Genomic DNA, 25957 nt, shown 5'->3' on the forward strand with positions numbered 1-25957 from the left:
CTAGAAAGAGAGAATCCCCTTATTTTAGTTCTTTTACAGTATTTGGTTAATTATGACCTTCTTCAAACATTCGTTGAAGGGCTTCATGTGCTTCGGCAAATCCTCGTAACTTTCGCCTAGCCCATTTCTCATTAAAATTTTGGATGGTCAAATATACGAATTTATCAACGGCTTCTAAACTACTCAGACTGTTCATCGGCTTTAGACGTTTCCGAATCTCCTTGATCGTTCGTTCAATGGCATTGGTCGTGTAAATTACACTTCGAATACTGCTTGGATAATCCAAAAATGTTAGGAGGACATCCAATTCATTGGCCCAAGATTGAACTTCTCTCGGATACTTGCTTGACCATTTCGACACAAACTGTTGAAACATCTGTAACGTAATCTCCTTATTCGGTGCGCGATAAATCAGTTTAAGATCCTCTGCCACTTCAAATTGATCTTTCTTCCGAACACGATTTAAAGTTTTACGTACTTTGTGAACGACACAGCGCTGCACATCGGCTTTCGGATAAACCGCCTTAAAGGCTTCCTCCAACCCCGGTAGTCCATCGAAAGCGCCCAAAAGCACTTCCTTTACGCCTCTGTTGTATAGTTGTTGAAGAATCTCCTGCCATACATAGGCACTTTCTTGTCCTCCCACAAAGAAATCAAGAATTTCACAATACCCTTCTTCGTTTACACCTAACACGACATAAATAACCTCTTTTTCTTCCGTATCTCGACGAAATTTTCATGTACAACCCATCCAAATATAAGACCAAATATCGCTTTTGTGGAGGACGTGTGTGCCATTTAGCAATGTCTTCTTTACTATAAATGTCAACACAAATATGTACACTTTTGCTTGTTTAAGGATGTACAAAATCACTCGTTTTCTTTCGTCAAATGATCCTTTAAACGATAAGAATCTCCAATGATAGAGACAACGGTTGCGTGATGTAAAATGCGGTCTAAAATCGCATTGGCCAGCTTGGGTTCTTGAAAGATTTCATCCCATGCTTTAAAATTCACATTCGTTGTAAGAATCGTACTACGCTTCTCATAACGCATATCGATGAGTTGGAAGAAAAGCTTTGCGTCCTCGGCATCAATCGGTAAATAACCGATCTCATCAATAATTAATAGTTTATATTTTGTATAGTGTTTTAATCTGCTCTCTAACCGATTTTCTAAACGTGCTTTCTTCAGATTTTGAATTAAATCATGGCACTTAATGAAATAAGTGCTTGTACGTTTCTTCGCTGCCTCAATCCCAATGGAAGTGGCTAAATGTGTTTTTCCTACGCCACTTGGCCCTAGAAAAACTATGTTTTCATTTGCTTCGATAAATCGAAGCGTTAAAAAATCTAAAATTTGTTTTTGATTTATTGACGGTTGAAAACTAAAATCAAAATCCTTTATTTCTTTCAAATGCGGAAAAGCCGCAACCTTCACCATCGATTGAATCATATTTTGTTCACGTACATCAATTTCGTAATTCGTCAGTTTCACTAGCGTATCTACCAGTGACAATTGATGGTTAACGCTGAAGTCTAAGACTTCATTTAAATGCAAGGACATTTGCTTGAGCTTCAAATAATCCAAGTTTTGTATGAGTTGTTGATAGTTTGTTGTAGGATTCATTATTTATACACTTCCCCAATCGTTGCTAAATTCCGTTTTGCTAGATCATCAATATCCGGATAATTGGGCATGGAAACGCCCAAGGCTTCTTGATAATGTGCTTCCTGATAATTTAATTTCTTGTTACTTATAGGGTGTTGCGCAATCAGTTCCGTGTTATAATAAATCCATAATTGATTATCATACACTTGTAAGCCTACTTTCTTTCCTTGGTATTGTGCTGGTACCGAGTATTGGTTTGATTTGTAGGAAATCATGTTGGATGCATTGACTTTTACAAGCGTATGTTTGATCCGATAGGAATCTCTTACTTTCTCGGCTGGTAACGGGAGTAGGTGATTCCTTTCTTTTTTGAATTCTATCGCAGGAATTTTTCCAGTTCCTTGGTGGACCTCATGGTTCACCCGATGAGATAAGTCTTGCACAAATTGATGTAATTCTTCCAAGGTCAACTGACCTTGATAAGCATGAATTTCATCTAATATTTTCATTGTGGTTTCGACTTTTCCTTTTGTCCGTGGACGTCCAGCAATGCATGGCTTCACCTCAAAACCAAAATCCTTAGCGAATTGCGCAAACTTGGCATTCACTCTTCCTGGAGAATGTTCTGTTCTTGCCTCATCCATAACGGTTTTCATATTATCCGTGATTATTTCAGCCGGCACCCCTCCAAGAGCTTCGAATGTTTCTGTTAAGAAGGAAAACAGGACACTTAGTGATTTAGAAATACTCATTAGGAAGGTTCTGAAACGTGAATGAGATAGAATCAGTATTGCAACATTGATTTCAACGTTCTGACCATCCTTTGTTTCAAAAGGAATACTCTATTTCCAATCCAATTGTGCTTGTTTTCCTATAGGCGTTTCAAAACGTACTGTGCCTTTAGGAGAAGGAATCCGTTTATCCTCTTCAAAGTAAGCATTAAATTCGGGCGTTTTTGCAATATACGCTCGAAACGTCGATGCTGCACAATCCAGTCCATGATTATCCTTTAAATACTGCCATAGCACACGTCGATAATAAAACTTCTGCTTAGCATCTTCCGAAAGTAGTGCCGCAATGATTTCATAGTATTCATCAATTTTGGAATGCTTCTTTCGTGTACGTTTAGGAATAAATCCATTTAAATATTTATCAATGGTTCTACGATCTACACCTAGATCTCTAGCTAATTGACTTTTATAAATTTTCATCTTCAAATGCTCCATTAGTTGTTTTAATTTTGGTAAGTCTTCAAGACTCTTAAACTCAAAATCAGATTCGACATTAATCGATAAGCATTACTTTAGGTCCCATTGAAGGAATTGAACATATAGGGCAAGCCGTTCAGTCTGTTTTCAAAGGGAATGCAGATGCAGTAGTCGTTCACAAAGGATTAGTTAATCAAATTGTTCCAGTCATGGATGCAAACAGCGGGGAACTCATTATTCACTTATCTGCTTCTACCAATATGTCACCCGATCCAAATCAAAAAGAATTAGTCACAAGTGTGGAACACGCGGTACGTTTAGGGGCAACTGCCATTTCGGTTCATGTCAATATTGGAAGCCCAACAGAAGCCTGCATGCTTGAACATCTTGGAAAAGTGGCAGAGGAATGTGATAAATGGGGGATGCCACTCCTTGCCATGATGTATGTGCGTGACAGCAATAAAGTACACGAATATAATCCTCAAAAAATTAGACATGCCGCTCGTATTGCCGAAGAGCTGGGGGCAGATATTGTAAAAGTGAATTATACAGGATCCCTTGCAACGTTTAAGGAAGTAACCGATGCAATTAATATTCCTGTTGTGATTGCAGGCGGCGATAAAGTTAATTCAACGGAGCATCTTTTATATATGGTAGCCGAAGCGGTGGAGGCAGGGGCAAACGTATTATCGATGGAAAGAAATATTTTTCAGCATGCCAATCCTACTAAATTAACAAATATGATCAGACAGGAGTTAGATTCGGAAAGCCCTCTCGAGAAAGCGGAAGAAATCATAAAAAAGCTCGGATAAACGATTTAGGGGTTTAATTCCCTGAAAGGAGGTGATATTCATGGACCAAAATAAATTGGATCAACTTAATGAACACATTAATGCATTCAGAAAGCAAGTAGAACAAAGTGCAAGAAATGGACAAGGAGCCGATATGCATCTTTACGGTACCCAATTTGCACAACAAATGAGAAACTTGTTCGCTGGCGAAAATTCTTCAAAGAAAAGCAAGAAAAAGAAGAAAAAGTAATTGGCTAAAATAAACTAGAAGTCTGTAACTTTTCATCTTTGCAAAAAAATCTAAGGGGACAGGGAATTAGACGCTGAATGTTCAGCGTCTTTTTTGTTCCCTGTAAATATGATTCCAGTAAGTCAAATGAGAAGATTGATCCACAAATAATGACTAGCTAGGAAAAATGTTGATCTCAAGAAAAAGGGCATAATCGGACCAATTGAGATCGCATTTAATAATGTTCCTAAATTCAAGTATCTTCAGTCCACCACTAGGGACACAACCACAAGAACTAAACCGCATATAACACTCCATGTACTGGGACCTTATTGGTTACCCTTTACCTAATCATTCTTACTATGCTATATTATTATAAGATTTAGAATTGAATAAATACTGAATTTCACTAGGGGAGCCTATGGCTGAGATGGAACTTCTGTTCTAAACCCTTTGAACCTGATCTGGATTATACCAGCGGAGGGAAGTGGAGAGAGCCTATGATGTCATACTTATATGTTTGACACTAGTATGCTATCCCACTCATTTCTCTGGAAGTGAGTGGGTTTATTATTTTTGTATAATGAACTGAAATGAGTTTACTAGAGTTTGATCGTCCTGATCACCCAGGTGAATGACTCTAAAAGGAGGAACATGAATGAAGTACACGCAAATGCTTTACGAAAAAGTAAGTGATATATGGAGGCAAACCCATCAGCATCCTTTCGTCATCGGACTAGGCAAAGGTGATTTGCCTGTCGAATCCTTTATCCGTTATATGAAACAGGATTATGTGTATTTAATAGACTTTGCCAAGCTTTTTGCATTAGGCTCTGTTAAAGCAACAAACATCGAGACGATGGCCTTTTTTTCAAAACTCCTGCATGAAACACTGCACGGAGAGATGGAATTGCATCGCCAATACGCTGAAAGGTTTGGAATTACCAAAGAACAGCTAGAAGACACAAGACCAACTCCTATTAACTTAGCATATACACGTTACATGCTAAACGTTGCTCAAAATGGGTCACTGGCAGAACTTGTTTCTACGCTGCTCCCATGTATGTGGAGCTACTGGGAAATTGGCAAGATGCTGGCTGAGAGCTATCCAGGCTCAACTGAGCACCCATTGTATGGCGATTGGATTAGGATGTATTCCTCCGACGAATTCGGCTCATTAACAACCTGGCTCATTGACTTATTAGACCGATTAGTTGAAGGGAAATCGGATCAGGAGCTGAAAATGATCGAAGACCATTTCCTAACGACCTCCCGTTTTGAATATATGTTTTGGGATATGGTCTATCAGGGAGGGGATTGGCCTGTTTAATTCAAGCATGTTATCTATAAAAGACCTCTCGTATTCTTATCAAAACGAGGGGGAGACGAAAACAATTTTTCAAGGCATTTCAATGGATGTAAAAAAAGGGGAGTTCGTTTCGGTAATTGGAGCGAGCGGGTCAGGGAAAAGTACGCTTTTTAAATTGATTGCCGGTTTGCTCGAGCCTAACGAAGGACAAATATGGATAGACGGTCAGCCTTCTGGAACAAGATTAGGGAAGGTCGGTTTTATGCCTCAAAAGGATCTCCTTTTACCCTGGAAAACAGTAATAGAAAATGTTGTGCTTCCATTGGAAATTGCTAAAGAAAATAAGCAAAGTAAAATGCAGGAAATAAAGGAATGGTTGTCCCGTTTTGGTTTAGCTGAATATGAGAATGCATACCCGCATGAACTCTCGGGAGGAATGAAGCAACGGGTTGCTTTCTTAAGAACCATCATGACGGGCAAAGATCTTTTATTATTAGATGAGCCGTTTGGTGCCTTGGATTCCCTGACAAAACGCAATTTGCACACTTGGTTATTAGAATTGTGGGGAGATTTAAAAAAAACGGTGCTGTTTATCACCCACGATCTTGAAGAGGCCATTTTGTTAAGCGACCGGATCTATCTGTTGCCAGGTGCAGGTACGCAGAAGGTTCAAGAAGTGAGGGTCGATCTTGCAAGGCCGAGAAAAACAGAACATATTTATCAACCCGAGTTTATTGCATTGAGAAAAGAATTGGAGTGGCTGATTCGAGATGAAAAGTAGCTGGAAAAAGTGGATGGAAGACTATGGCCTGTTTTTATTGGTTGTCGTCTTATTAATAAGCTTGTGGGAATGGATCGTTCGAAAAGGTTTTATTCCATCCTTTATTTTGCCTTCTCCAACGGCTATCGGCCAATCCTTAATGGATAACAGGCAGCTATTATTGGAAGTGCATTTACCTGCAACCCTTTGGGAGGTATTAATAGGATTTTGCCTCTCCGTTTTTGGGGGAACTTTATTAGGCGTTGGCATGCATTTTTCTCGGGCGTTGGAAAAGGTTCTCTACCCCTTTCTCGTTATATCACAAACGGTTCCGCTGATTGTGATTTCTCCCATTTTTATCATGTGGTTTGGCTATTCCATTTGGAGCAAAATTGCGGTCACCATTTTAACGGCGTTTTTCCCGATTGTGGTTAGTACATATGATGGACTTAAATCAGGGGGAGCTGAATACCGTGAATTACTCCTAACGATGGGTGCAAATCGCTGGGATATCTTTAAGAAAATTCAAGTACCGATGGCATTGCCGTCTTTTATGTCAGGACTGAAGATGTCTGTTGTTTATTGTGTTGTCGGAGCTACAATCGGGGAATGGCTCGGTGCAAGCGAAGGGTTAGGATACTTTAGCCGGCGAATGTCTGGTAATTTGCAGGCGGATGCTGTATTTGCTGCCATATTTCTGCTTTCTCTACTAGGCATTGTGCTATTTTTATTCATTGGTCTTATAGAAAAGCAGTTATTGAAAAATATAATTCGGTAAAAGTAAGAGAGGAAGAAAATTCGATGAAAAAAATGATCTCTATTTTGGCTTGTCTTCTAATCGTCTTATTGAGTGCTTGCAGTGCAGGCAATAACAATAGTGAAGTCTCTTCAGATAAAAACTCAAACCTTCAGAAGGTAAGTTTAATGCTGGACTGGTATCCAAATGCAGTCCACTCCTTCCTTTTTGCCGCTAAGGAAAAGGGCTATTTTAAAGAACAAGGCTTAGATGTGGATATTAAAATGCCTGCGGATACAAATGATCCACTAAAATTGGTTGCTGCTAACCAGATTGACATGGCTATTAGCTATCAACCGGAGGTAGTCATTGCCCGAGGGGAAAATATTCCGGTTCAATCCTTTGCAGCTATCGTTCGACATCCGTTAAATCAATTAATGGCTCCTGCTGATGGTCCTATTCAATCACCAAAGGATTTAGCGGGAAAAACGGTTGGATATCCAACAATCCCATTAGATGAAGCAATCATCCACACGATGGTGAAATCAGATGGCGGGAACCCGCAGAAAGTTAAAATGGTCGATGTTGGGTGGGATTTAATCCCGGCCATTGCAACGCATAAAACAGATGCGATCATCGGCGGCTATATAAACCATGAGAAAATTTTGCTTGAAAAAGAGGGCCATCCTATTAAGGCGTTTAATCCAACTGAGTATGGGGTGCCGGATTATTATGAATTAGTATTGGTAGCCAGTGAAAAAGCCATCAAAGAAAATCCAAAATTATATAAAAAGTTTATGGCAGCGGCTTCTAAGGGTCAAAAATATGTTCAAGATCATCCTAAAGAAGGCTTGTCTATTTTAATGAAGCATCAAGAAAAAACCTCCCCATTAGATAAAGACGTTGAAACAAAGAGCTTACAAATCCTGCTGCCGCTTATGGATGCAAAAGATCATTCATTCGGTTATCAGGATGAAGCTACATGGGAAAAGGTGGCACAGTGGTTATACGACAATAAAGTAGTAAAAACCAAAGTAAACGCTAAGGATGCTTTTATAAACCTTTAAGATGGCAAGTCTTCAAGCAGATAAGAGGAGGAATATGGATGATAAGAACAATTGAAAGAGTTCGTACCATGAATCCGTTGATCCATAATATCACGAATGTCGTTGTGACAAATTTTACGGCGAATGGATTATTAGCTTTGGGTGCTTCCCCAGTGATGGCGTATGCGCATGAGGAAGTGGCCGATATGGCGAAAATAGCCAGTGCACTTGTATTGAATATGGGTACACTTGATGATAAAGTCGTAGAATCTATTATCATTGCTGGTAAATCAGCGAATGAAAACAATGTACCTGTTGTATTTGATCCAGTTGGGGCAGGTGCTACACCTTACCGTACAGAATCAGCACGAAGAATTTTGCAGGAGGTTAAGGTAGATGTTCTGCGAGGAAATGCTGCAGAAATAGCAAACGTGATCGGTAAAGAATGGTCGATCAAAGGAGTAGACTCCGGAGAAGGCAAGGGTGACATTGTTGCACTCGCTCAACAAGCTGCCAAGGAGCTTGATTGCATCGTTGTAATTACAGGAAAAAAAGATGTTATTACAAACGGAGAGAAAACGTATATTGTTGAAAATGGCCACCCTATATTAACAAAAGTGACGGGTACGGGCTGTTTGCTTAGTTCGGTTATCGGTGCTTTCCTTGCAGCATCAGAAGACCCTCTATATGCGTCGGCTGAAGCTTTAGCTTTTTATGGTGTAGCTGCAGAGCTGGCAGCAGCTAAAACAGCTGAACAAGGTCCTGGCAGTTTCCAAATCGAATTTCTAAATCAATTGGCTAATGTTTCGAATGAAATATTGGAGCAACGGGAGAAGATTCAGCAGCTAGTATAAATTTTGGAAAATGAAGGAAAGAATAGAACGATGACAGAAAGAGCGAAATCCTTTGATTTAAAAGGAGTTCGCTCTTTTTGTGCGCCCGGCATGGGTGTAATCTATAGGGTGCAAGTCCCGAGCTGTGAAGGCAGAAGTAGCAGTTAGCATAACGCAAGGGTGTCCGTGGTAACGCGGAATCTGAAGGAAGCGGACGGCAAACTTCCGGTCTGAGGAATACGAACTTCATATAAGGCTAGGTATCACTGGGTGAGTTTGCAAAACAAAACAAAGCCCTTTCTGCCGAAGGTGATACAGAGTAAATGAAGCAGATAGATGGAAGGAAAGATTACACTCTTACCCGGGGAGATCTGACTGGCACGCCAAGTAATCTTGGTAACCTATCTAGCGATAGATAGCTGAGCAGTCAGAAGTCAGCAGAGGTCATAGTACTCTTTCGAGCTCGAGACGAAAGAGGAAGGACCGAACAATTAAGGAGAACGAAACACTACGCGTTCATCTTCTGTGTTGAAGCAGACAATCCGGCAGGACTTACTTGAAGGAGGAAGTGGTGAATCCCACGGGGGACTTCAAGAGGGTGGAGCAGAAGATGGCACAAATAGAGGGATTCGTTCACGTGGAGAGGATATCTATGTTGATGGAACTGATTTTGTCACGGGAAAATCTCCTAACGGCATTAAAACGAGTTGAACAGAATAAAGGAAGTCACGGAGTAGATGGCATGCCCGCAAAAGACCTACGGAGACACCTCTATGAAAACTGGGACTCCATTCGACAGTCGTTAAGAGAGGGAACCTACAAACCCTTACCCGTTCGTCGAGTCGAAATCCCGAAACCGAACGGCGGAGTAAGACTTCTAGGTATCCCCACCGTGACTGATCGTTTCATTCAACAAGCGATCGCCCAAGTGTTAACGAGAATCTTCGATCCGACCTTCTCTGAACATAGCTACGGCTTTCGCCCAAGCCGCAGAGGACATGACGCGGTCAGGAAAGCAAAGGGCTATATCAAAGAAGGATATCGCTGGGTGGTCGATATAGACTTAGAGAAATTCTTTGACAAGGTGAACCACGACAAACTGATGGGGATCTTGGCGAAAACGATCGAAGATCGGATTTTACTTAAGTTAATCCGCCGGTATCTTCAATCAGGCGTGATGATAAATGGAGTGGTAATGGAAACAGACATGGGAACGCCACAAGGTGGACCGCTTAGTCCACTATTATCAAACATCATGCTTCACGAGTTGGACAAGGAACTTGAGAAACGTGGACATAAATTTGTACGGTACGCGGATGACTGTAATATCTACGTGAAAACAAAGAAAGCAGGAATTCGTGTCATGAACTCCATTACTAACTTTATCGAGAAGGAATTAAAGCTCAAGGTAAATAAAGAGAAATCGGCGGTAGACCGTCCTTGGAAACGGAAGTTTCTCGGTTTTAGCTTTACACCAAACAAAACACCCAAGATACGGATGGCGAAAGAAAGTGTGAAACGATTCAAGAACAAGATCCGTGAAATCACATCCAGATCCAAACCGTATCGAATGGAGGAAAGAATTGAGAAACTGAACATGTACCTAATGGGATGGTGTGGATATTTTGCCTTGGCAGATACACCAAGCAAGTTCAAAGAATTTGATGAATGGATAAGACGAAGACTTCGAATGTGTTTATGGAAAGAGTGGAAAACGCCGAAAACAAGAATTCGGAAACTTAGAGCATTAGGTGTTCCAAGTCATAAAGCAATCGAGTGGGGCAATACACGCAAGAAATACTGGCGGATTGCCTGCAGTCCCATTCTACACAAAACCCTCGATAACTCCTACTGGAGTCAACAAGGGTTAAGAAGTCTATTCGAGAGATATCATTTTCTACGTCATACTTAATTGAACCGCCGTATACCGAACGGTACGTACGGTGGTGTGAGAGGTCGGGGGTTAGTCACCCCCTCCTACTCGATTTGATTGTTTCTTGACTTAAACAGGGGGCACCATTTAGGGACAAAGAAACCAAGCTCAAAATTGGATTTTTTTCTTACTGCTAGGCCATTTTTTGTTTAATGCATTGATAAATGTCATCACGTTCTTTTTATCTTGCATAATGGGGGAATAAATGTAGGAAAGCGTTCGGTAAAAGGACTGATCTTTCAACGGTATTATAGAAAGATTCCTATGCTGTACATCTCTTTCAATGACGCTTCGGGATAGGAGAGAAAGCCCCATACCATTGATCAGTGTTTCTTTAATTCCCTGATTGCTACTGATGGTAAGAAGCGATTTCACTTTCAAACCATTTGAACGAATGACGTGGTTAAGATATTCTCGTGTACCTGATCCAACTTCTCTGGTTATCCATGTTTGATTCTGAAGGTCAGCCATCGTAACTTCATCTTTACAAGCAAGCTCATGTTTGTTCGAAGAAATAATAAATAGCTCATCTTGCATAAAAGCGTGTACGGAAAGCTCCTTTTCATTTGTTTGACCTTCAATTAACCCGATATCGACTTGATACAACCTGACAGATTGAACGATTTCTTCTGTGTTTCCAATTGTAACTTGCAGTTCAAGTTCTGGATAATCGTTTTGAAGGTCAAAAAGCAAAGATGGCAAGAAATACTCGCCAATAGTAAAACTAGCGCCTATTTTTAATACTCCATTTATGGAGTTATCATGTTCGAGAATGTCTTGTCTCGTCTGTTCGTAGATCGTGATCATTTGCTTTGCGCGGTCGTATAATATCTCTCCTGTTGGGGTGATTTGTAAGAATTTTGGAGAACGAAGAAATAATTTTGTTTGGAATTCTTTTTCCAGATTTTTTATATGCAAACTTACACTTGGCTGTGACATGAGAAGGATTTCGGCTGTTTTTGTGAAATTCTTAACTTCTGCAAGGGTTACAAACGTTTTTAACTCTTCATAGTGCAAAGTTATCCCGCCTCATTATTAGTAATTTTAATAGTGATAATAATTTATATTTATTTTACTAATGCCGTGTTTTACGGTAAAGTTAAATTAAAACTTTTTCAAAAATTTAAACAAATATCTTTTGAAAAGAGCCTATCCTTGGGCATTTTCGGATGAATGAGAACTTTATATCCGACTTAATTTATAGGGATAATGAATATTTAGGGAATGAAATCTGTCATCTTAATATTGATGACCTTATATAAGTTTTATTCCTTTGTGAGGTGGAAATCGTTGCAACTTCAGGTAATGAACAGTCCGTTTAATCAGGAGCAGACAGAGCTCCTAAACCGCCTTCTGTCGACTTTGACAGAAACACAAAAAGTATGGCTGAGCGGTTATCTGGCCGCGTCCCATTCAGCTTTCGTTTCGGGAACTCAAGAAGCGCCTGCGGCAGAACTTCCTGCGAAAAGCACCGGACAGATCTCAAAAGAAGTGACCATCCTTTATGGATCACAGACAGGCAACGCCCAAGGGCTTGCGGAGAAGGCAGGAAAGACGCTTGAGGGCCGCGGTTTTAAGGCAACCGTCTTATCCATGAGCGATTTCAAGCCGAACAATTTGAAGAAGGTCCAAAACCTGCTTATTATCGTGAGCACACATGGAGAAGGCGACCCTCCGGATAACGCTCTGTCGTTCCATGAGTTTCTTCATGGGAGGAGGGCGCCAAAGGTTGACGGCCTCCGATATTCTGTTTTGGCGCTAGGAGACAGCTCGTATGAGTTTTTTTGCCAAACGGGAAAAAAATTTGATTCTCGCCTGTCAGAGCTTGGCGGCACACGGCTTTATCCGCGCTTTGACTGCGACCTTGACTATGACGAGCCGGCGGCCGAATGGCTTGAAGGCGTCCTTAATGGCTTAAGCGATGCGAAAGTAGAAAGTGCTGCTTCTGTTGCGGCAGCTGCACCTCAAGCATTTGAATCGACGTATTCTAGAACAAATCCGTTTAGAGCGGAAGTGCTTGAAAATATTAACTTGAACGGCCGCGGCTCAAATAAAGAAACGCGCCATATTGAGTTATCGCTTGAAGGGTCTGGCCTCACATTTGAACCTGGTGACAGCCTAGGGATTTATCCGGAGAACGATCCGGCTCTTGTCGAGATGCTTATTAAGGAAATGAAATGGGATCCGGAAGAAATCGTGACGGTCAATAAACAACAAGGAGATGTCCGTCCGCTCAAAGAAGCGCTCATCTCCCACTTTGAAATTACTGTTTTAACAAAACTGCTTCTTGAAAAGGCGGCAAAGCTTTCAGCGAATGAGGAATTAGGCAGGTTGTTATCGCCGGGCAATGAAGAAAAATTAAAAGGATATCTTGAAGGGCGCGATTTGCTTGATTTGGTCCGTGATTTTGGTCCGTGGAGCGTATCGGCGCAAGAGTTTATCTCCATTCTCAGAAAAATGCCCGCCCGCCTTTATTCGATCGCGAGCAGTTTATCCGCGAATCCAGATGAAGTGCATTTGACGATCGGCGCCGTCAGGTATCATACACACGGCCGCGAACGAAAAGGTGTCTGCTCTATTTTATGTGCAGATCGTTTGCAGCCGGGGGACACGCTGCCGGTTTACATTCAGCATAACCAAAACTTTAAGCTGCCAAATAACCCGGATACGCCGATCATCATGGTTGGACCGGGCACAGGCATAGCTCCGTTCCGCTCCTTTATGCAGGAACGTGAAGAAATCGGGGCGAAAGGGAAATCATGGCTGTTTTTCGGAGACCAGCACTTCACGACGGATTTCCTCTACCAAACAGAATGGCAAAAGTGGCTGAAAGACGGTGTGCTCACGAAAATGGATGTCGCGTTTTCGCGTGATACGGATGAGAAAGTGTATGTGCAGCACCGTATGCTTGAACACAGCAAAGAATTATTCGAGTGGCTTGAAGAAGGAGCAGTTGTTTATATTTGCGGCGATGAGAAAAACATGGCACGTGACGTTCATAACACTTTAGTTGAGATTATCGCAAAAGAAGGCGGCATGAGCAGCGAAAAAGCGGAAGACTATCTTACCGGCATGCAGCAGCAAAAACGCTACCAGCGTGATGTATATTAATTTTCTGTTGAAAGGAGTTTATCAACATGGTTAACAAAATTATAACAGCCCCGGAGGGACCGCCAAGCGATGTAGAACGCATTAAAGAAGAAAGCGATTATTTGCGCGGAACGCTGAAGGAGTCGATGCTGGACCGGCTCAGTGCGGGAATTCCCGATGATGACAATCGCCTGATGAAATTTCACGGCAGCTACTTGCAGGATGACAGGGATCTGCGCAACGAACGCCAAAAGCAAAAACTGGAACCTGCTTATCAGTTCATGCTCCGCGTCCGTTTGCCGGGAGGTGTAGCAACACCGGCCCAATGGCTTGTCTTGGATGAATTAGCCCAAAAAAACGCAAACGGCACCTTAAAACTGACAACACGCATGACGTTTCAAATGCATGGGATTTTAAAATGGAATATGAAAAAAACGATCCAGGAATTCATGCTGCCCTGTTGGATACAATTGCTGCGTGCGGGGACGTGAACCGGAATGTCATGTGCAACCCGAATCCTTACCAATCAGAGATCCATTCCGAAGTATATGAATGGTCGAAACGATTGAGCGATTATTTATTGCCGCGCACAAGAGCATATCATGAGCTTTGGCTTGATGAAGAAAAAGTGGCCGGAACTCCTGAAATGGAAGAAGTCGAACCAATGTACGGACCGCTTTATTTGCCGCGTAAGTTTAAGATCGGCATCGCCGTTCCGCCATCAAATGACATAGATGTCTTTTCGCAGGATCTTGGATTCATTGCGATTGTGGAAGATGGCAGGCTTGTCGGTTTTAACGTGGCAATCGGCGGCGGCATGGGCATGACGCACGGCGATAAAACGACATATCCGCAGCTTGCCAAAGTAATCGGCTTTTGTACACCAGGCCAAATTCTTGAGGTGGCGGAAAAAGTCATCACGATTCAGCGTGACTACGGAAATCGTTCCGATCGCAAAAATGCCCGGTTCAAGTACACTGTTGACCGGCTCGGGCTGGAAACAGTTAAGGAAGAACTGGAAAACCGCCTCGGCTGGAGGCTGGTCGAAGCGAAACCGTTTCATTTCGACCATAACGGCGACCGCTATGGCTGGGTGGAAGGCGTTCAAGGAAAATGGCACTTTACGCTGTTTGTCCAAGGTGGACGCATTGCGGATTTTGATGATTATAAACTGATGACCGGCCTGCGCGAAATCGCCAAAATCCATACCGGTGATTTCCGGCTGACAGCCAATCAAAATCTGATCATTGCCAATGTATCGAGCGAAAATAAGAAAAAGATCAACGAACTGATCGAACAATACGGTTTGACAGACGGCAAGCATTATACGGCGCTCCGTCGAAGTTCACTCGCTTGCGTCGCTCTTCCGACGTGCGGACTTGCGATGGCCGAGGCAGAACGTTATTTGCCGGTCCTTCTTGACAAGATTGATGCCATTATTGATGAAAACGGACTGCGCGACGAAGAAATTACCATTCGCATGACCGGCTGCCCGAACGGCTGCGCCCGCCATGCGCTCGGCGAAATTGGCTTTATTGGCAAGGCACCCGGAAAATACAATATGTATCTCGGCGCAGCCTTTGACGGCTGCCGCCTAAGCAAAATGTACCGCGAAAATATCGGGGAAGAAGAAATTTTGAGCGAACTTCGTGTGCTTCTTTCCCGCTACGCAAAGGAACGGCAGGAAGGCGAGCACTTCGGAGATTTTGTCATCCGGGCAGGTATAGTCAAAGCTACAACAGACGGCACGAATTTTCATGATTGATCAAGAAATCAGAGACAGGAGCGCATTTCTGTCTAATAAATAGAACGGCGTTATAGTGTGAGATAAAGAGAGTCGGCCAATTGGTCGGCTTTTTTGGTTCCTCTCAAGCCCTTGATAACCCGGCTTTTTATTTATAAACCTTTATACTGACTGGCCCAGCACAAAGAAAAAGGGGCTGCCTTAGCACCCCCTTCGTTCCATATAGCATTTATAGCATTTATTAAAATTGATGCTTACCAAATGAATAATCCGACAACCATGGCACTTAAAAGTGAAACAGCCATACCGCTTACGAGTAATTTCCATACATTTTTTCCAATTATCTGCGATTTTTCTTCATCAACGACGGAATTGAACGTTCCATAAATCATTCCAACTGTACTAAAATTCGCAAATGACGTTAGGAAGGTCACCGCAACCGCCACTGTATGCGGAGCCAGGGTGTTAATCTTATCTTTTATGTCCAGCATCGCCACAAATTCATTCGTAGCAAGCTTTATTCCCATTAATTGAGCGACATAAATGGCATCCTTTCCAGACAAACCGAGCAAGTATGCGAATGGGCTAAAGATAATAGAGAATATTTTCTGAATGGTCAATCCGTCAACAAAAAATCCTAAAATTCCATTTAATCCAGCCGTAAGAGCTACATAGCCGATAACCATTGCTGCGATGACAATAACCATCCGGATTCCAACTAGCATACTATTCGAGATGGTGGAAAAGAAGTCTTTGCGCTGTCCTTTATCCGGAACATAAACGATATCTTCTTCTTTGCTTATGTTAACAGGGTTTAACATATTTGCAATCAATAAAGCATTTAAACAGTTTAAAGGAATGGCTGCAAATACATATGTCGCCGGAACCATAGATAAGTAAGCTCCAATGATGGACCCGCTTATGCTGCTCATGCTCATGATTCCGAAAGTGAGTAAACGCTGCTGTTTTAGGACACTGAGCTGCTGACGGAGTACGGCAAGTGCTTCCGTATTTCCTAAAAACATCATTTGAATAGAGAAAAAGCTCTCAAGTTTTGGCAAGCCTGATATTTTTGCGATAACCCAGCCTACTTTGTCGATATTCCAAGTCAGTATACCGAAATACGATAGAATATCAAAGAAGGTAATAATGAAAATGATAGGCATCAAGGCGCTGAAAAAGAAATCGACGTGTTCGTTAGCCATAGCAGAAGGAAAGACGAAAGAAATCCCTTCATTTGCACATGAAATAAGCCATGTAAAGAAAGATGCGATTTGATTGATGATCCAAGCTCTAATTTTAGTCGATAACATAAACCAGGTAATTAGAAATTCAACCATTAATAAGATCAAAATGAATTTCCATTTAACATTTTTCTTATTTGGTGAACATAAGTAAACGAGACCTAATACAACTAAAACTCCAATTGCATTCAATAGAAAAAACTATGTCATGTCCTCCTCTGATTCTTATACAAGATAATATTTTTGCATACAAAAAAGCCCTTATTTTCCGCACTTTCAGCCAAAAGATAGAAAGCATGGAAAAATAAGAGCTTGTATATGAAATGACTCTAGGTTCATCCAAATTCCCTTTTCACAAGTTTTGAATGAACAATAGATCACTCATCTTTTATATTTTGCACACTTCCTTGTAGTCCTGCATTTTCGGCTGCGGGGTAGAAACTATCAGACCATTTAAACTGATATTATACAAGGATATTAAATTTTTTAGGAATAGATATCAGTATAACTAATTAATATAGATTATCAATATGTTTAGTTAATGTTGCAATTATTATATTAATATAAATGTTGTGGCTGATTAGTTTGATATCCTCAATTTATTGAGATGAGAGTTAAATTTTATCGTACTAATAGTACTGTCAGCGGTATGAAATAGTATATATTGTAGAAGAAGCAAAGCTTTCTGGAATAGAAGATATTATCATTGTCACTGGGAAAGGGAAAAGAGCGATTGAAGATTATTTTGATTTTGTCCACGAATTAGAAAGCAACTTAGAGGAAATGGGGAAAATCAGCTTGCTGCAGAGGTCAGATACTCATCCAAACCCCTTATACGCAGTCAATAATGTGCTAAAGACGACGGATAAAGAGCTTCATCTATACACCTTTTAGTAAACTCTGAGTCTACCTTTAAGCTCCTCTATTATTGCTCATCATCAAATGGATGATCAGATTTGTATAAAAGCATTGGTGAAACAAACATCCTAAAACCACCTCTGCATAATCGCAGCACAAAAGACCTATTTCAATTTGAAAAAAGGTATATGTAAGTTATTCCTGTTTCAATTTGCAAACAGAACGACTGAAATAAAGCCGCTAATGCAAAACTCAATACAAAAGTATTCGTTGCAATCATGTGGGTTACCCCATTTTTGGTTGTCCCATTAACTCCAAGTATTCCATTAGGCAAAGGAGGATAGCACGCTTCGCAATAATTTTACAGATATATGAACTTAGGCGGAAGGAAATAACTTGGGGGACTTTGCAAATAGGTTTGGCTGGGAATTGTGTCTTGTTCGTCGCATTATGAGGCTGATGTTATTGGGAATCAGTTTTTTTGAAATTCTCTAAAAAAAGAAGCATAAATACTGTTTCTTAAAACTATTGTATATTGATACATAAATCCTTTAAAGATTTATGAGGGGGAAGGGAAAAATGAGATATTTAACGGCTGGAGAATCCCATGGGCCGCAGTTAACCACTATCATAGAGGGGTTGCCTGCCGGCATGCCGGTTACCGAAGAAGATATAAACAATGAACTTGCACGCAGGCAGAAGGGGCATGGCCGCGGCAGAAGAATGCAAATTGAAAAAGACCAGGCGCGCATTGCGTCAGGAATCAGGCATGGTTATACACTTGGCTCACCAATCGCATTGGTCGTCGAAAACAACGACTGGACGCATTGGACCAAAATTATGGGAAGTGAACCGCTCGACAAGGCGGAAGCTGAAGACGTTAAAAGAAAAATCACGCGGCCGCGGCCGGGCCATGCCGATTTAAACGGCGGAATTAAATATGGCCACCGTGATCTACGGAATGTCCTCGAGCGTTCATCTGCCAGGGAAACCGCTGTCCGGGTCGCTGCAGGTGCTGTCGCAAAAAAACTTTTATCCCTTCTCGGGATTGAAGTTGCTTCCCATGTAATCGAAATAGGGGGAATCAAGGCAAACCCGCCCGTGTATACATCAATTCGTGAATTACAGCAGCGCACGGAAGCTTCTCCTGTCCGCTGCTTTGACGCCAATGCCGAACAAGCTATGATGGATGCCATTGACGACGCTAAGAAAAAAGGTGATTCCATAGGCGGGATTGTTGAAGTTGTCGCAGAGGGAATGCCTGTAGGTGTTGGAAGCTATGTACATTATGACCGGAAGCTTGACGCGAAGCTAGCGGCTGCCATCGTCAGCATAAACGCTTTTAAAGGTGTAGAAATAGGTATTGGTTTCGAAGCGGCCCATTTGCCGGGCAGTGAAGTACATGATGAAATCCTTTGGAACCAGGAACAAGGCTACTACCGTAAAACAAATCGCCTTGGCGGTTTGGAAGGCGGAATGACGACAGGAATGCCGATTATTGTCCGGGGTGTCATGAAACCCATTCCTACCTTATACAAACCTCTGCAAAGTGTGGACATTGATACGAAGGAAGTATTTGCTGCAAGCATCGAGCGTTCAGACAGCTGTGCGGTACCGGCAGCTGCAGTGGTTGCTGAAGCTGTAGTAGCTTGGGAGTTGGCGGCTGCGATTGTTGATCAATTTCCTTCAGACCGCTTTGATAAATTGGCCGAGGCGATTGAAGCCCATAAGAAAGAGGCAAAGGAGTTTTAATAAGCTATGGAAATCATCAAAATTAAAACGCCGTCGAAGTCGTACCCGGTTTTTTTAGGGAACAACGCTGCCGATTCACTGCCTGGTTTTATCCTGGATCATTATGCCCATATTAGGAAGATCATGATTATTACAGATGAAAAAGTGGCAGGACTTCATTTACATACCGTAAAAAAATACTAGCCCGCACAGGCTTGCCAATCTATAAATATATATCCCTTGAGGGCGAACAGGCCAAAACATTCGAAGTTTTCTATCAGTCCCAATGCTTTGCGCTCTCAAACAATTTGAATAGAAAATCGATGATCATTGCGCTTGGAGGCGGGGCAGTCGGCGACTTGGCCGGTTTTGTTGCAGCAACATTCATGAGGGGGATTCCGTTTATCCAGATCCCGACAACATTGCTGGCCCATGACAGTGCGGTTGGCAGCAAGGTCGCTATCAACCATCCGCAGGGAAAGAACATGATTGGCGTTTTTTATCAGCCGGAAGCTGTGTTTTTCGATCTATCATTTTTGAAGACATTGCCGGATAAAGAGCTGAGATCCGGCTTTGCCGAGGTCATAAAGGAAGCCCTCATCCAGGATGGCAGTTTTTATGACTGGCTGATATCTTCTGTGAGCAGCCTGGAGGAGCTGACAGAAGAAAAGCTCATGCACATGATTAAAAGAGGAATCGAAATAAAGGCAGCGGTCGTTGCAGAAGATGAAAAAGAATCAGGGGTAAGAGCGTATCTGAACTTTGGCCAAAAAAGATGTCAGGGGTGCAACGACAGTCGATGAAAAAGCGACCTGAGCATTTGTCCTGAATCGTGGCAAAAATTATGAAAAACAATCGACGCTATGTAAAGCCGTTATACTATTTAAAGCGTTGATTCATAAAAAGAGGTGAATGATATGAAATGGAAAAATGCTGTTCTAAAGTTAAAGCCTTATCAGCCCGGTAAATCCATCCAGAAAGTGAAAAAGCAATACGGGCTTTATAGCATCACAAAGCTCGCTTCGAACGAAAATCCTTTTGGCTGCTCAAAAGCCGTTAAGGAAAGTATCCGCAATTTCGATGAATCATTTGCAATTTATCCTTATGGATAGTACGAAAGAAATCGGGGAATAGCATGTCGGTCGTTCGAAGAGAAAGCCATCGAGCAAAATGCCGTCCGTGCCTGCGACCCGACAGCAGCAACTGAAATGACGAAGAAGATCGAGCAGTTGGCGGCGGTTGGCGACAGCTGCGGAGGCATCGTAGAATGCCGGATCCACGGTATCATCCCCGGCATCGGTGAAACGGTATTCGATAAGCTGGATGCAGAGTTAGTCAAGGCAATGTTATCTATCGGCGCGGTGAAAGGCATAGAATTTGGTTCTGGCTTCTCCGCAGCTTCGATGCTTGGAAGCGAGCATAACGACGAGCATGAGCTCCGCTGGTTTTTTGTCTAATCATTCGGGTGGGATTATCGGCGGAATAAGTACAGGACAAGAAATCATTTTCCGATTTGTCGTAAAGCCGACGTCATCGATTTCAGTTCCGCAGAAGACGATCAACGTTAGAGGAGAAGAACTGGAGATTCGGAAAGAAGGCAGGCATGATCCGTGTATTTGCCCGAGAATCGTGCCAGTCATCGAGGCCATGGCATGTCTCGTTTTGGAGGATCAGTTCAAACGACATGCCGCAATGTTGGAATGAATGAAAAGACGACTACTCATTCAAAATGAATAAGAGTCGTCTTTTTGTTTCGTTAATGCCGATCAATCTACGAAACGATGGATTTCCTCCAACACCTTGCGATGCTCCTGTGAAAAGACACCGTGGCCCGCATGGGGAAATAGAATCAGCTTGGAGCCTGGAATACGACGGTTCAGAATCTTGGCATGCTTCGGACTAAAGACCCAATCATCCTCGCCGTGAATAATAAGCGTTGGTGCCGAAATTCGCCCGAGCCGATGGTACGAATCGAAATTCTTGCTCGCCTCACGATGAATCTCCATGCTTCTAGGGTTCGAAGGCGCGATCTGCATCCGTTCCACGAGCGAAGCGATCAAGTCCGGATTCTCCTGGATATAGGCTTTGGAGTAAAGCATATTTAGCGTGTCTTGCGGGGAATATGCAGCGTTCTTTCGCATCAGCCACTTGATCATCCGAAAAGAAGGCGGCACCCGTTTGACCCCGCAGGTCGTGGAACATAAGATTAATTTCGACACGCGGCTGGGGACTTCGATTGCAAGCTCCTGCGCAATCATTCCCCCCATGGATTGGCCTAAAATATGTGCCTTTTCGATATCGAGCGCGTTCATTAGCCCAATGACATCCTTGGCCATATCCGAGATGTCGTACGCTTCTGTCGGAGCGTCGCTCCGTCCTGTACCTCGATGATCGAGCATGATGAAGCGGTTCCTTTCGCTTAACGCTGCCTTGATTGCCGGGTTCCACCAGTCCATGTTGCTGTCTTTTCCTGTAAGTCCGATCAAAGGAAATCCTTCCCCGATCGATTCATAACAAATGTTAATGCCGTTGACGAATACTTTTTCCAAAATTCCCCACTCTCCAATTTCGTAATTTCTGGCCGCGAATGAACGATATCCAAGATCAATATATTCTACGGAAGGGAATAGAGTGAGGATGAAAGGGAAAGGCCCTCAGCCGATTGACGGCTTGAGCCTTTCCGCGTAGAACTCCTGTTTTATTTCTCTTCCGCCGATAGTTTTGTCAACGTGGATTCCTCGGACATTTCCGAATTTTGTTCCTGTGGGGAGCTTGCCTTTATGCGCTCCAAGCCCTTGTTCATTAAGTCTTTGCCAGTCGCTATAACACCGGTCTTCAAGGAATTGGTGATCGTTCCGAAAGTGAAATCTAACGGTTGATTTTCGTCGCGCTTCATATTCGCAAGCTCTTTGCCGACGTGGGTAGCACCGCTTTTCAAAGCAGCATTGGCAAAATTTGCGATCTCTTTCCTTACTCCCCTGAATACCCCTTTCATGAGTTCTGACATGTGGTTCACCTCCTTTCCGATCCTGCGATTTACCCGGGTAAGGGGATGATTCTTGCTCTAGTGTCTTATTTTCTTCTTGTGATGCTTACGGAGACGCTTACGCTTGTTTCTTCTCCTCTTCCTTCTTGTTACCGTTAATCTCCTTTTCCGCCCATTGGAGGAGTGTATTGCCGACGGCGCGAGCGGCTCTTCCCATCAAGATCGATGTGATGCTGTCGTTGGCTGGGATGTGTTCAACCGAAGGTTTGCCTTCCAAGGATTGCAGCTTTAGCCTGAGAAGCTGCCTGAATTCCGGATCCTGAGTTTGCTGCTCCAGCTTCGTCCAGCATCTGGCCGCATCTTCGTTCCGACCGATTCGGCGATACGCCTCGCCGAGCTCGTAGGTTAGTTTCGTGTAGTCATTGGCCCCGAGTATGCCTTCTTGAAGTGACTCCCGATCGATCAGGAAGGTATAATCTTCAATTACCGTCCGCGTCCGTTGGAAATACTTCTCTGGCAGCCTGTATGCGGACCTGCCGCGAAGATATCGGATCCTGCTGTCGAGCGGAGCGGCTGCTACCGCTTTGTCGAGAAGCTTTAAGCCGTTTTTCGCCCATTTCAACCTTTCGAGCGGGTTCGTTTTATCCCGAGCGATTAAAAGCATGATGCTGCCATGGTAAGCTTCCGCATGAGGGTGGTCCGGATAATCGAGTCGCAGCCGTTCTAACAGCTCATTCGCTTCCTGAACGGCGGTTACATTGCCTTTCGCGCCTTTCTTATACAGCGAGATAATCTTGTCGAATCTCTCATTGAATGTCAATGGTCTCCTCCCTCTCTTTTCTTATGATTTTTTCTTCAGTTCCAATTGATCGAGACGCTGCAAGAATGAATTTGCTTTGTCAGGTTTTCCTGCATTTTGGTAAGCTGCACTTAGGTTTCGCAGTACTTCGCGTACTTGCTTTGGAGTAAGGTAGTTGGAATTCTCTTTATAGTGGTCAAGCAGGAAGGTGAAGTCCTCGATCGCCGTTTCCGAGCAATGGAAAAAGGACTCCGGCAGCCTCAGACAAATGTTCCCGCGCAACAACTGAATTTCTTTCTGGTTCGGGTCCATGGGAATTTCTTGATTCAATGAATCTAGTCCTTCTTGCGCTTTATCCGCTTTTTCCAGAGGCTGAACAGCATCTCGTCCTAATAGCGCAAGAGTTCTGCCGTAATAGGCTTCAATAAGAGCATTGTCGGGCTCGGTTTTGCGAAGCTTTAAGAAAATCTCATAGGCGATTTTCACCGCCTTTTTATCTCCGTCTACGCCTTTCATAAGAACCCTATTTCCTTTCTCGAATTGCTTCAAATGGGTGTCGTTTTTTTCATTTCAATTCCCCCTTCCCAACGAAAAATCTGGATCAAGAACAAGAATCTGCGTTACGAATAATCAATCCTTAACCAATGTCATTCCCGAACAACTGCCGGTGTAAAGCTTCTCCAAAGCGTTATTTTTAAAGCCTAGCAAAAATAGTCCACCCTGATCTGAACCACTGGCTGGACAGCTTCTCAGAAGACGTGTATTGAGATATTCAAAATCTTGATCATTCTCCATTCCGAATAACAACACAGATCAACCCCCTCCTCCTTAAAATAAACGATTTGTGCTAGTTACGATATGTATGGTTTATATGAACGGTTTGGATGGAATACTCATTTTTTATAAAATGTATGTTTGTCTGAATCAAATCTAACTTTCCTTGCATTTCATAAAGAGTAAATGAAGGAGGGGAGAACATGAATGATGGAAAGCTAAATAAAGAAGAGAAAAAAGCAGAAAAAGCAAAAAAAAGAGAAGAGAAGTTGGCAAAAAAAATGGAAAAGAAGCAAGTTAAAGATAAACGGAAACAAGAAAAGAAAGCAGCAAAAAATAAACGGAAACAAGAAAAGAAAGCAGAAAAAAAGATTTAAGCAAGAAATTAATAGAGATAGATCGAAACTGTCCAAGGAAACAATTCGCAGTATATCGGAGGTTGCAAAGCTGTTTATAGATGAGGGAATGGTTACGCCTTTTCGCGCGGACCGTGCCCTCACTCGTTCTTTACTTCTTGAAGGTGATTTTATCAAAATTTATTTGACGTGTTCGCTCGGCGATGCGAAAGACGCGATCCTAAAGGGCTTTATAAAAAGGTCAAAGCAGGTGAAATCCTTGGAATTTACCGGTATATCCGATCCTTATGAATCCTAGTCCACAAGAGACCGTTATAGAAACCGATAAGCAAACGGTAGGAGATTTCGTTGCGCAGATCCTTTACTGCTTTACATTTCTATAACTATATTTTCCAAGAGACGCAATGGTAGTTATCCATTGGGCGCCACAATCGATATTAGGCTTCAGGTGGTTGTAGGATGTTGTCCTATCTAAGGGCCATTGGTAAATGCAGTCTAGGCCGGGTAGATTCTAAGAGTATTATGAATACATGGAATGGAGGATTTAGATGAAGTTTCAAACTCATAAGATGACAGTTTCTATTGACGATCATTCATCCCATCTAGAACAATTCAAGGAATTTTATAAGCAATTGGATGATGAAGGAAAAACCATTGAAAAACTTCCTCATCAAAAAATAGAAGATTATCAGTTAAAAGCTGTTAACGCCACTCTTGCTCATGTGTGGAACCGAAATGAATACTACCGTTCGACGTTGGAAGAGGCAGGCTTCACAGAGCCTAAAATCGATAGTCTAGAACAATTAGCTTCCGTACCGATGCTGAAGAAAGATGTCATTAGAGGTGATAAACAAAAGATATTATGCGTCGATCCGAAAGAAATAGGCCAAGTTCACCTCACTAGCGGCACATCGGGTAAGCCAATATATACCTGTTACACATTAGCTGATCAATATGTATACGATCTGCTGCCGAAGTATTTAGAGCTGTTTAAGGAGTCGGACGATGATGTCGCGGCAATAGCGCTGCCTTATGAATTTGCGCTGCCCGGCCTTGGATTTCAGCGATTATTTCAATTTGCGTTTGGTACGGCGGTTCTATCGCTTGGCAAAGGTGGTTACATGGCTCCTATCGATAAGTCGTTGGCATTAATGAAGGAATTTCAAGCCACGATCCTTACTACAACCCCTTCTTACGCAGCACTCCTAGCAGAAGAAAGCGAGAAGTTCGGTATAAAAATTGGTGAAGATATTCGCCTGAAGAAAATTTGGCTTACCGGCGAAGGATGCTCCTCCACCTTCCGCGAACGGCTGGAAAAGTGGTGGGGATGCGAAGTCTCGTTCTTCTACGGCTCAACCGAGTGCGGAGTTGTCGGTGTAGAATGCAGTAAGCATAGAGGGTATCACGTCATGGAAGGGCATGTGAAAGTCGAAATCGTTGATCCGGTTTCGGAGGAAGTGCTTCCGTACGGTCGAACGGGAGAAATCGTTGTGACGACGCTGCTGCGTGAAGGAATGCCGATGGTACGCTACCGGACCGGGGATCTTGGCAACTTGCAAAAATCCAAATGCGATTGCGGAATCACAATGGACGTTATGCAGCTAAGAGGCCGAATGGAGCACATGCTGCGCTTGGGCACTGAAGACTATTCTCCATTCTTGATCGAGCACTTTCTCTTGGAGATTCCCGAAGTAGGTTTATGGTATCACCTTAAGCTGGATCAAGGAGTGCTCACAATCGAAGCCGAGAAGTATCGGACTAAGCTAAGTGACGAGCAATTGGTGGAAAAAATTCAAAAGCATATGGCTGATCGGATTGGAATACATTGCGAAGTCGTAATCAGACACGATATCCCTCGTACGTTCGGCAAAGCGACCAGAGTATTCAATTAGCTATATACAAAAAACGAGAGGAGGTGC

Annotated in this window: 25 protein-coding genes, 5 pseudogenes and 2 riboswitches; of the genes and pseudogenes, 20 read left to right on the top strand and 10 right to left on the bottom strand. The window is 42.7% G+C overall.

Annotated elements, in window-relative coordinates; genetic code table 11:
* Positions 1–46: 46 nt before the first annotated feature.
* The 3 genes and pseudogenes from BMMGA3_RS07095 to istA all read right to left on the bottom strand — a co-directional run.
* Positions 47–815: pseudogene (locus BMMGA3_RS07095) on the bottom strand (IS256 family transposase); the annotation flags it as partial.
* 55 nt (positions 816–870) lie between these two features.
* Positions 871–1629 (bottom strand): IS21-like element helper ATPase IstB, encoded by a 759-nt coding sequence (gene istB, locus BMMGA3_RS07100; protein ID WP_038502136.1) that lies wholly within the window; start codon positions 1627–1629, stop codon positions 871–873.
* Positions 1629–2837, bottom strand: a pseudogene (gene istA, locus BMMGA3_RS07105) (IS21 family transposase). The gene istB and the pseudogene istA overlap by 1 nt, the downstream one beginning before the upstream one ends.
* A gap of 86 nt (positions 2838–2923) precedes the next feature.
* Here istA and BMMGA3_RS07110 point away from each other — a divergent pair.
* From BMMGA3_RS07110 to ltrA, 9 genes are all read left to right on the top strand, one after another.
* Positions 2924–3631: a 2-amino-3,7-dideoxy-D-threo-hept-6-ulosonate synthase gene (locus tag BMMGA3_RS07110; RefSeq protein ID WP_335340661.1), complete on the top strand. Its 708-nt coding sequence runs from the start codon at positions 2924–2926 to the stop codon at positions 3629–3631.
* A gap of 40 nt (positions 3632–3671) precedes the next feature.
* On the top strand, positions 3672–3860 hold the full coding sequence (locus BMMGA3_RS07115; RefSeq protein ID WP_004433788.1) for a hypothetical protein: 189 nt from the start codon (positions 3672–3674) through the stop codon (positions 3858–3860).
* Positions 3861–4240: 380 nt separating this feature from the next.
* A riboswitch (TPP riboswitch) is annotated at positions 4241–4342 on the top strand.
* A gap of 155 nt (positions 4343–4497) precedes the next feature.
* Complete coding sequence (tenA, locus tag BMMGA3_RS07120) at positions 4498–5169, top strand: thiaminase II (RefSeq protein WP_004433790.1); 672 nt, start codon at positions 4498–4500, stop codon at positions 5167–5169.
* Positions 5170–5176: 7 nt separating this feature from the next.
* A complete protein-coding gene (locus BMMGA3_RS07125; RefSeq protein ID WP_004433791.1) occupies positions 5177–5929 on the top strand; it encodes an ABC transporter ATP-binding protein in 753 nt (250 codons plus the stop codon).
* Complete coding sequence (locus BMMGA3_RS07130; protein ID WP_004433793.1) at positions 5919–6686, top strand: ABC transporter permease; 768 nt, start codon at positions 5919–5921, stop codon at positions 6684–6686. Before BMMGA3_RS07125 ends, BMMGA3_RS07130 begins: the two co-directional genes overlap by 11 nt.
* 23 nt (positions 6687–6709) lie before the next feature.
* Complete coding sequence (locus BMMGA3_RS07135) at positions 6710–7711, top strand: ABC transporter substrate-binding protein (protein WP_004433795.1); 1002 nt, start codon at positions 6710–6712, stop codon at positions 7709–7711.
* Positions 7712–7749: 38 nt separating this feature from the next.
* Positions 7750–8544: a hydroxyethylthiazole kinase gene (gene thiM, locus BMMGA3_RS07140; RefSeq protein WP_038502139.1), complete on the top strand. Its 795-nt coding sequence runs from the start codon at positions 7750–7752 to the stop codon at positions 8542–8544.
* Positions 8545–9048: 504 nt separating this feature from the next.
* Positions 9049–9234 (top strand): hypothetical protein, encoded by a 186-nt coding sequence (locus BMMGA3_RS17220; protein WP_003347276.1) that lies wholly within the window; start codon positions 9049–9051, stop codon positions 9232–9234.
* On the top strand, positions 9176–10435 hold the full coding sequence (gene ltrA, locus BMMGA3_RS07145; protein ID WP_003347278.1) for a group II intron reverse transcriptase/maturase: 1260 nt from the start codon (positions 9176–9178) through the stop codon (positions 10433–10435). Before BMMGA3_RS17220 ends, ltrA begins: the two co-directional genes overlap by 59 nt.
* A gap of 129 nt (positions 10436–10564) precedes the next feature.
* Here ltrA and BMMGA3_RS07150 read toward each other — a convergent pair whose 3' ends face one another.
* Positions 10565–11473 (bottom strand): LysR family transcriptional regulator, encoded by a 909-nt coding sequence (locus tag BMMGA3_RS07150; protein WP_003349770.1) that lies wholly within the window; start codon positions 11471–11473, stop codon positions 10565–10567.
* Positions 11474–11746: 273 nt separating this feature from the next.
* On the opposite strand from BMMGA3_RS07150, the gene BMMGA3_RS07155 reads away from it, so the two are divergent.
* Positions 11747–13567 (top strand): assimilatory sulfite reductase (NADPH) flavoprotein subunit, encoded by a 1821-nt coding sequence (locus tag BMMGA3_RS07155; protein WP_003349769.1) that lies wholly within the window; start codon positions 11747–11749, stop codon positions 13565–13567.
* Between the two features lie 26 nt (positions 13568–13593).
* Positions 13594–15311 (top strand): annotated as a pseudogene (cysI, locus tag BMMGA3_RS07160) (assimilatory sulfite reductase (NADPH) hemoprotein subunit).
* 233 nt (positions 15312–15544) lie between these two features.
* Here the strand turns inward: cysI and BMMGA3_RS07165 are convergent.
* A complete protein-coding gene (locus BMMGA3_RS07165) occupies positions 15545–16726 on the bottom strand; it encodes a nucleoside transporter C-terminal domain-containing protein (RefSeq protein WP_003349768.1) in 1182 nt (393 codons plus the stop codon).
* A gap of 198 nt (positions 16727–16924) precedes the next feature.
* Positions 16925–17026, bottom strand: a riboswitch (purine riboswitch).
* A gap of 162 nt (positions 17027–17188) precedes the next feature.
* Here BMMGA3_RS07165 and BMMGA3_RS18305 point away from each other — a divergent pair.
* From BMMGA3_RS18305 to BMMGA3_RS18760, 6 genes and pseudogenes are all read left to right on the top strand, one after another.
* Positions 17189–17344 (top strand): annotated as a pseudogene (locus BMMGA3_RS18305) (UTP--glucose-1-phosphate uridylyltransferase); the annotation flags it as partial.
* 627 nt (positions 17345–17971) lie between these two features.
* Positions 17972–19144: a chorismate synthase gene (gene aroC, locus BMMGA3_RS07170; protein WP_003349767.1), complete on the top strand. Its 1173-nt coding sequence runs from the start codon at positions 17972–17974 to the stop codon at positions 19142–19144.
* Positions 19145–19150: 6 nt separating this feature from the next.
* A complete protein-coding gene (locus tag BMMGA3_RS18755) occupies positions 19151–19327 on the top strand; it encodes a hypothetical protein (protein ID WP_003349765.1) in 177 nt (58 codons plus the stop codon).
* 11 nt (positions 19328–19338) lie between these two features.
* Positions 19339–19926, top strand: coding sequence for a 3-dehydroquinate synthase family protein (locus tag BMMGA3_RS17230; protein ID WP_259674481.1), 588 nt, complete (start codon positions 19339–19341; stop codon positions 19924–19926).
* Positions 19927–20040: 114 nt separating this feature from the next.
* A complete protein-coding gene (locus tag BMMGA3_RS07180; protein ID WP_038502142.1) occupies positions 20041–20235 on the top strand; it encodes a hypothetical protein in 195 nt (64 codons plus the stop codon).
* 15 nt (positions 20236–20250) lie between these two features.
* Positions 20251–20827 (top strand): annotated as a pseudogene (locus BMMGA3_RS18760) (chorismate synthase); the annotation flags it as partial.
* 62 nt (positions 20828–20889) lie between these two features.
* On the opposite strand, the gene BMMGA3_RS07190 reads toward BMMGA3_RS18760, so the two are convergent.
* From BMMGA3_RS07190 to BMMGA3_RS07210, 5 genes are all read right to left on the bottom strand, one after another.
* Entirely contained in the window at positions 20890–21672 is a 783-nt protein-coding gene (locus BMMGA3_RS07190) for an alpha/beta fold hydrolase (RefSeq protein WP_003349761.1), read from the bottom strand.
* 149 nt (positions 21673–21821) lie between these two features.
* A complete protein-coding gene (locus BMMGA3_RS07195) occupies positions 21822–22130 on the bottom strand; it encodes a hypothetical protein (RefSeq protein ID WP_003349760.1) in 309 nt (102 codons plus the stop codon).
* 97 nt (positions 22131–22227) lie between these two features.
* Positions 22228–22929, bottom strand: a complete 702-nt coding sequence (locus BMMGA3_RS07200) for a hypothetical protein (RefSeq protein ID WP_003349759.1) — start codon at positions 22927–22929, stop codon at positions 22228–22230.
* A 21-nt stretch (positions 22930–22950) separates the two neighbouring features.
* Entirely contained in the window at positions 22951–23424 is a 474-nt protein-coding gene (locus BMMGA3_RS07205; protein ID WP_003349758.1) for a hypothetical protein, read from the bottom strand.
* A gap of 114 nt (positions 23425–23538) precedes the next feature.
* Complete coding sequence (locus tag BMMGA3_RS07210; protein WP_003349757.1) at positions 23539–23718, bottom strand: hypothetical protein; 180 nt, start codon at positions 23716–23718, stop codon at positions 23539–23541.
* A gap of 167 nt (positions 23719–23885) precedes the next feature.
* Here BMMGA3_RS07210 and BMMGA3_RS18325 point away from each other — a divergent pair, with 167 nt between their 5' ends.
* The 3 genes from BMMGA3_RS18325 (at position 23886) to BMMGA3_RS07220 (ending at position 25930) form a co-directional block, all read left to right on the top strand.
* Complete coding sequence (locus BMMGA3_RS18325; protein WP_003349756.1) at positions 23886–24059, top strand: hypothetical protein; 174 nt, start codon at positions 23886–23888, stop codon at positions 24057–24059.
* Between the two features lie 168 nt (positions 24060–24227).
* Positions 24228–24329, top strand: coding sequence for an adenylyl-sulfate kinase (locus BMMGA3_RS18765; protein WP_412150950.1), 102 nt, complete (start codon positions 24228–24230; stop codon positions 24327–24329).
* A gap of 257 nt (positions 24330–24586) precedes the next feature.
* On the top strand, positions 24587–25930 hold the full coding sequence (locus tag BMMGA3_RS07220; RefSeq protein ID WP_003349753.1) for a phenylacetate--CoA ligase family protein: 1344 nt from the start codon (positions 24587–24589) through the stop codon (positions 25928–25930).
* The last annotated feature ends 27 nt before the right edge of the window (positions 25931–25957 follow it).

It is taken from the genome of Bacillus methanolicus MGA3 (genome assembly GCF_000724485.1).
Lineage (GTDB): Bacteria > Bacillota > Bacilli > Bacillales > Cytobacillaceae > Bacillus_Z > Bacillus_Z methanolicus_A.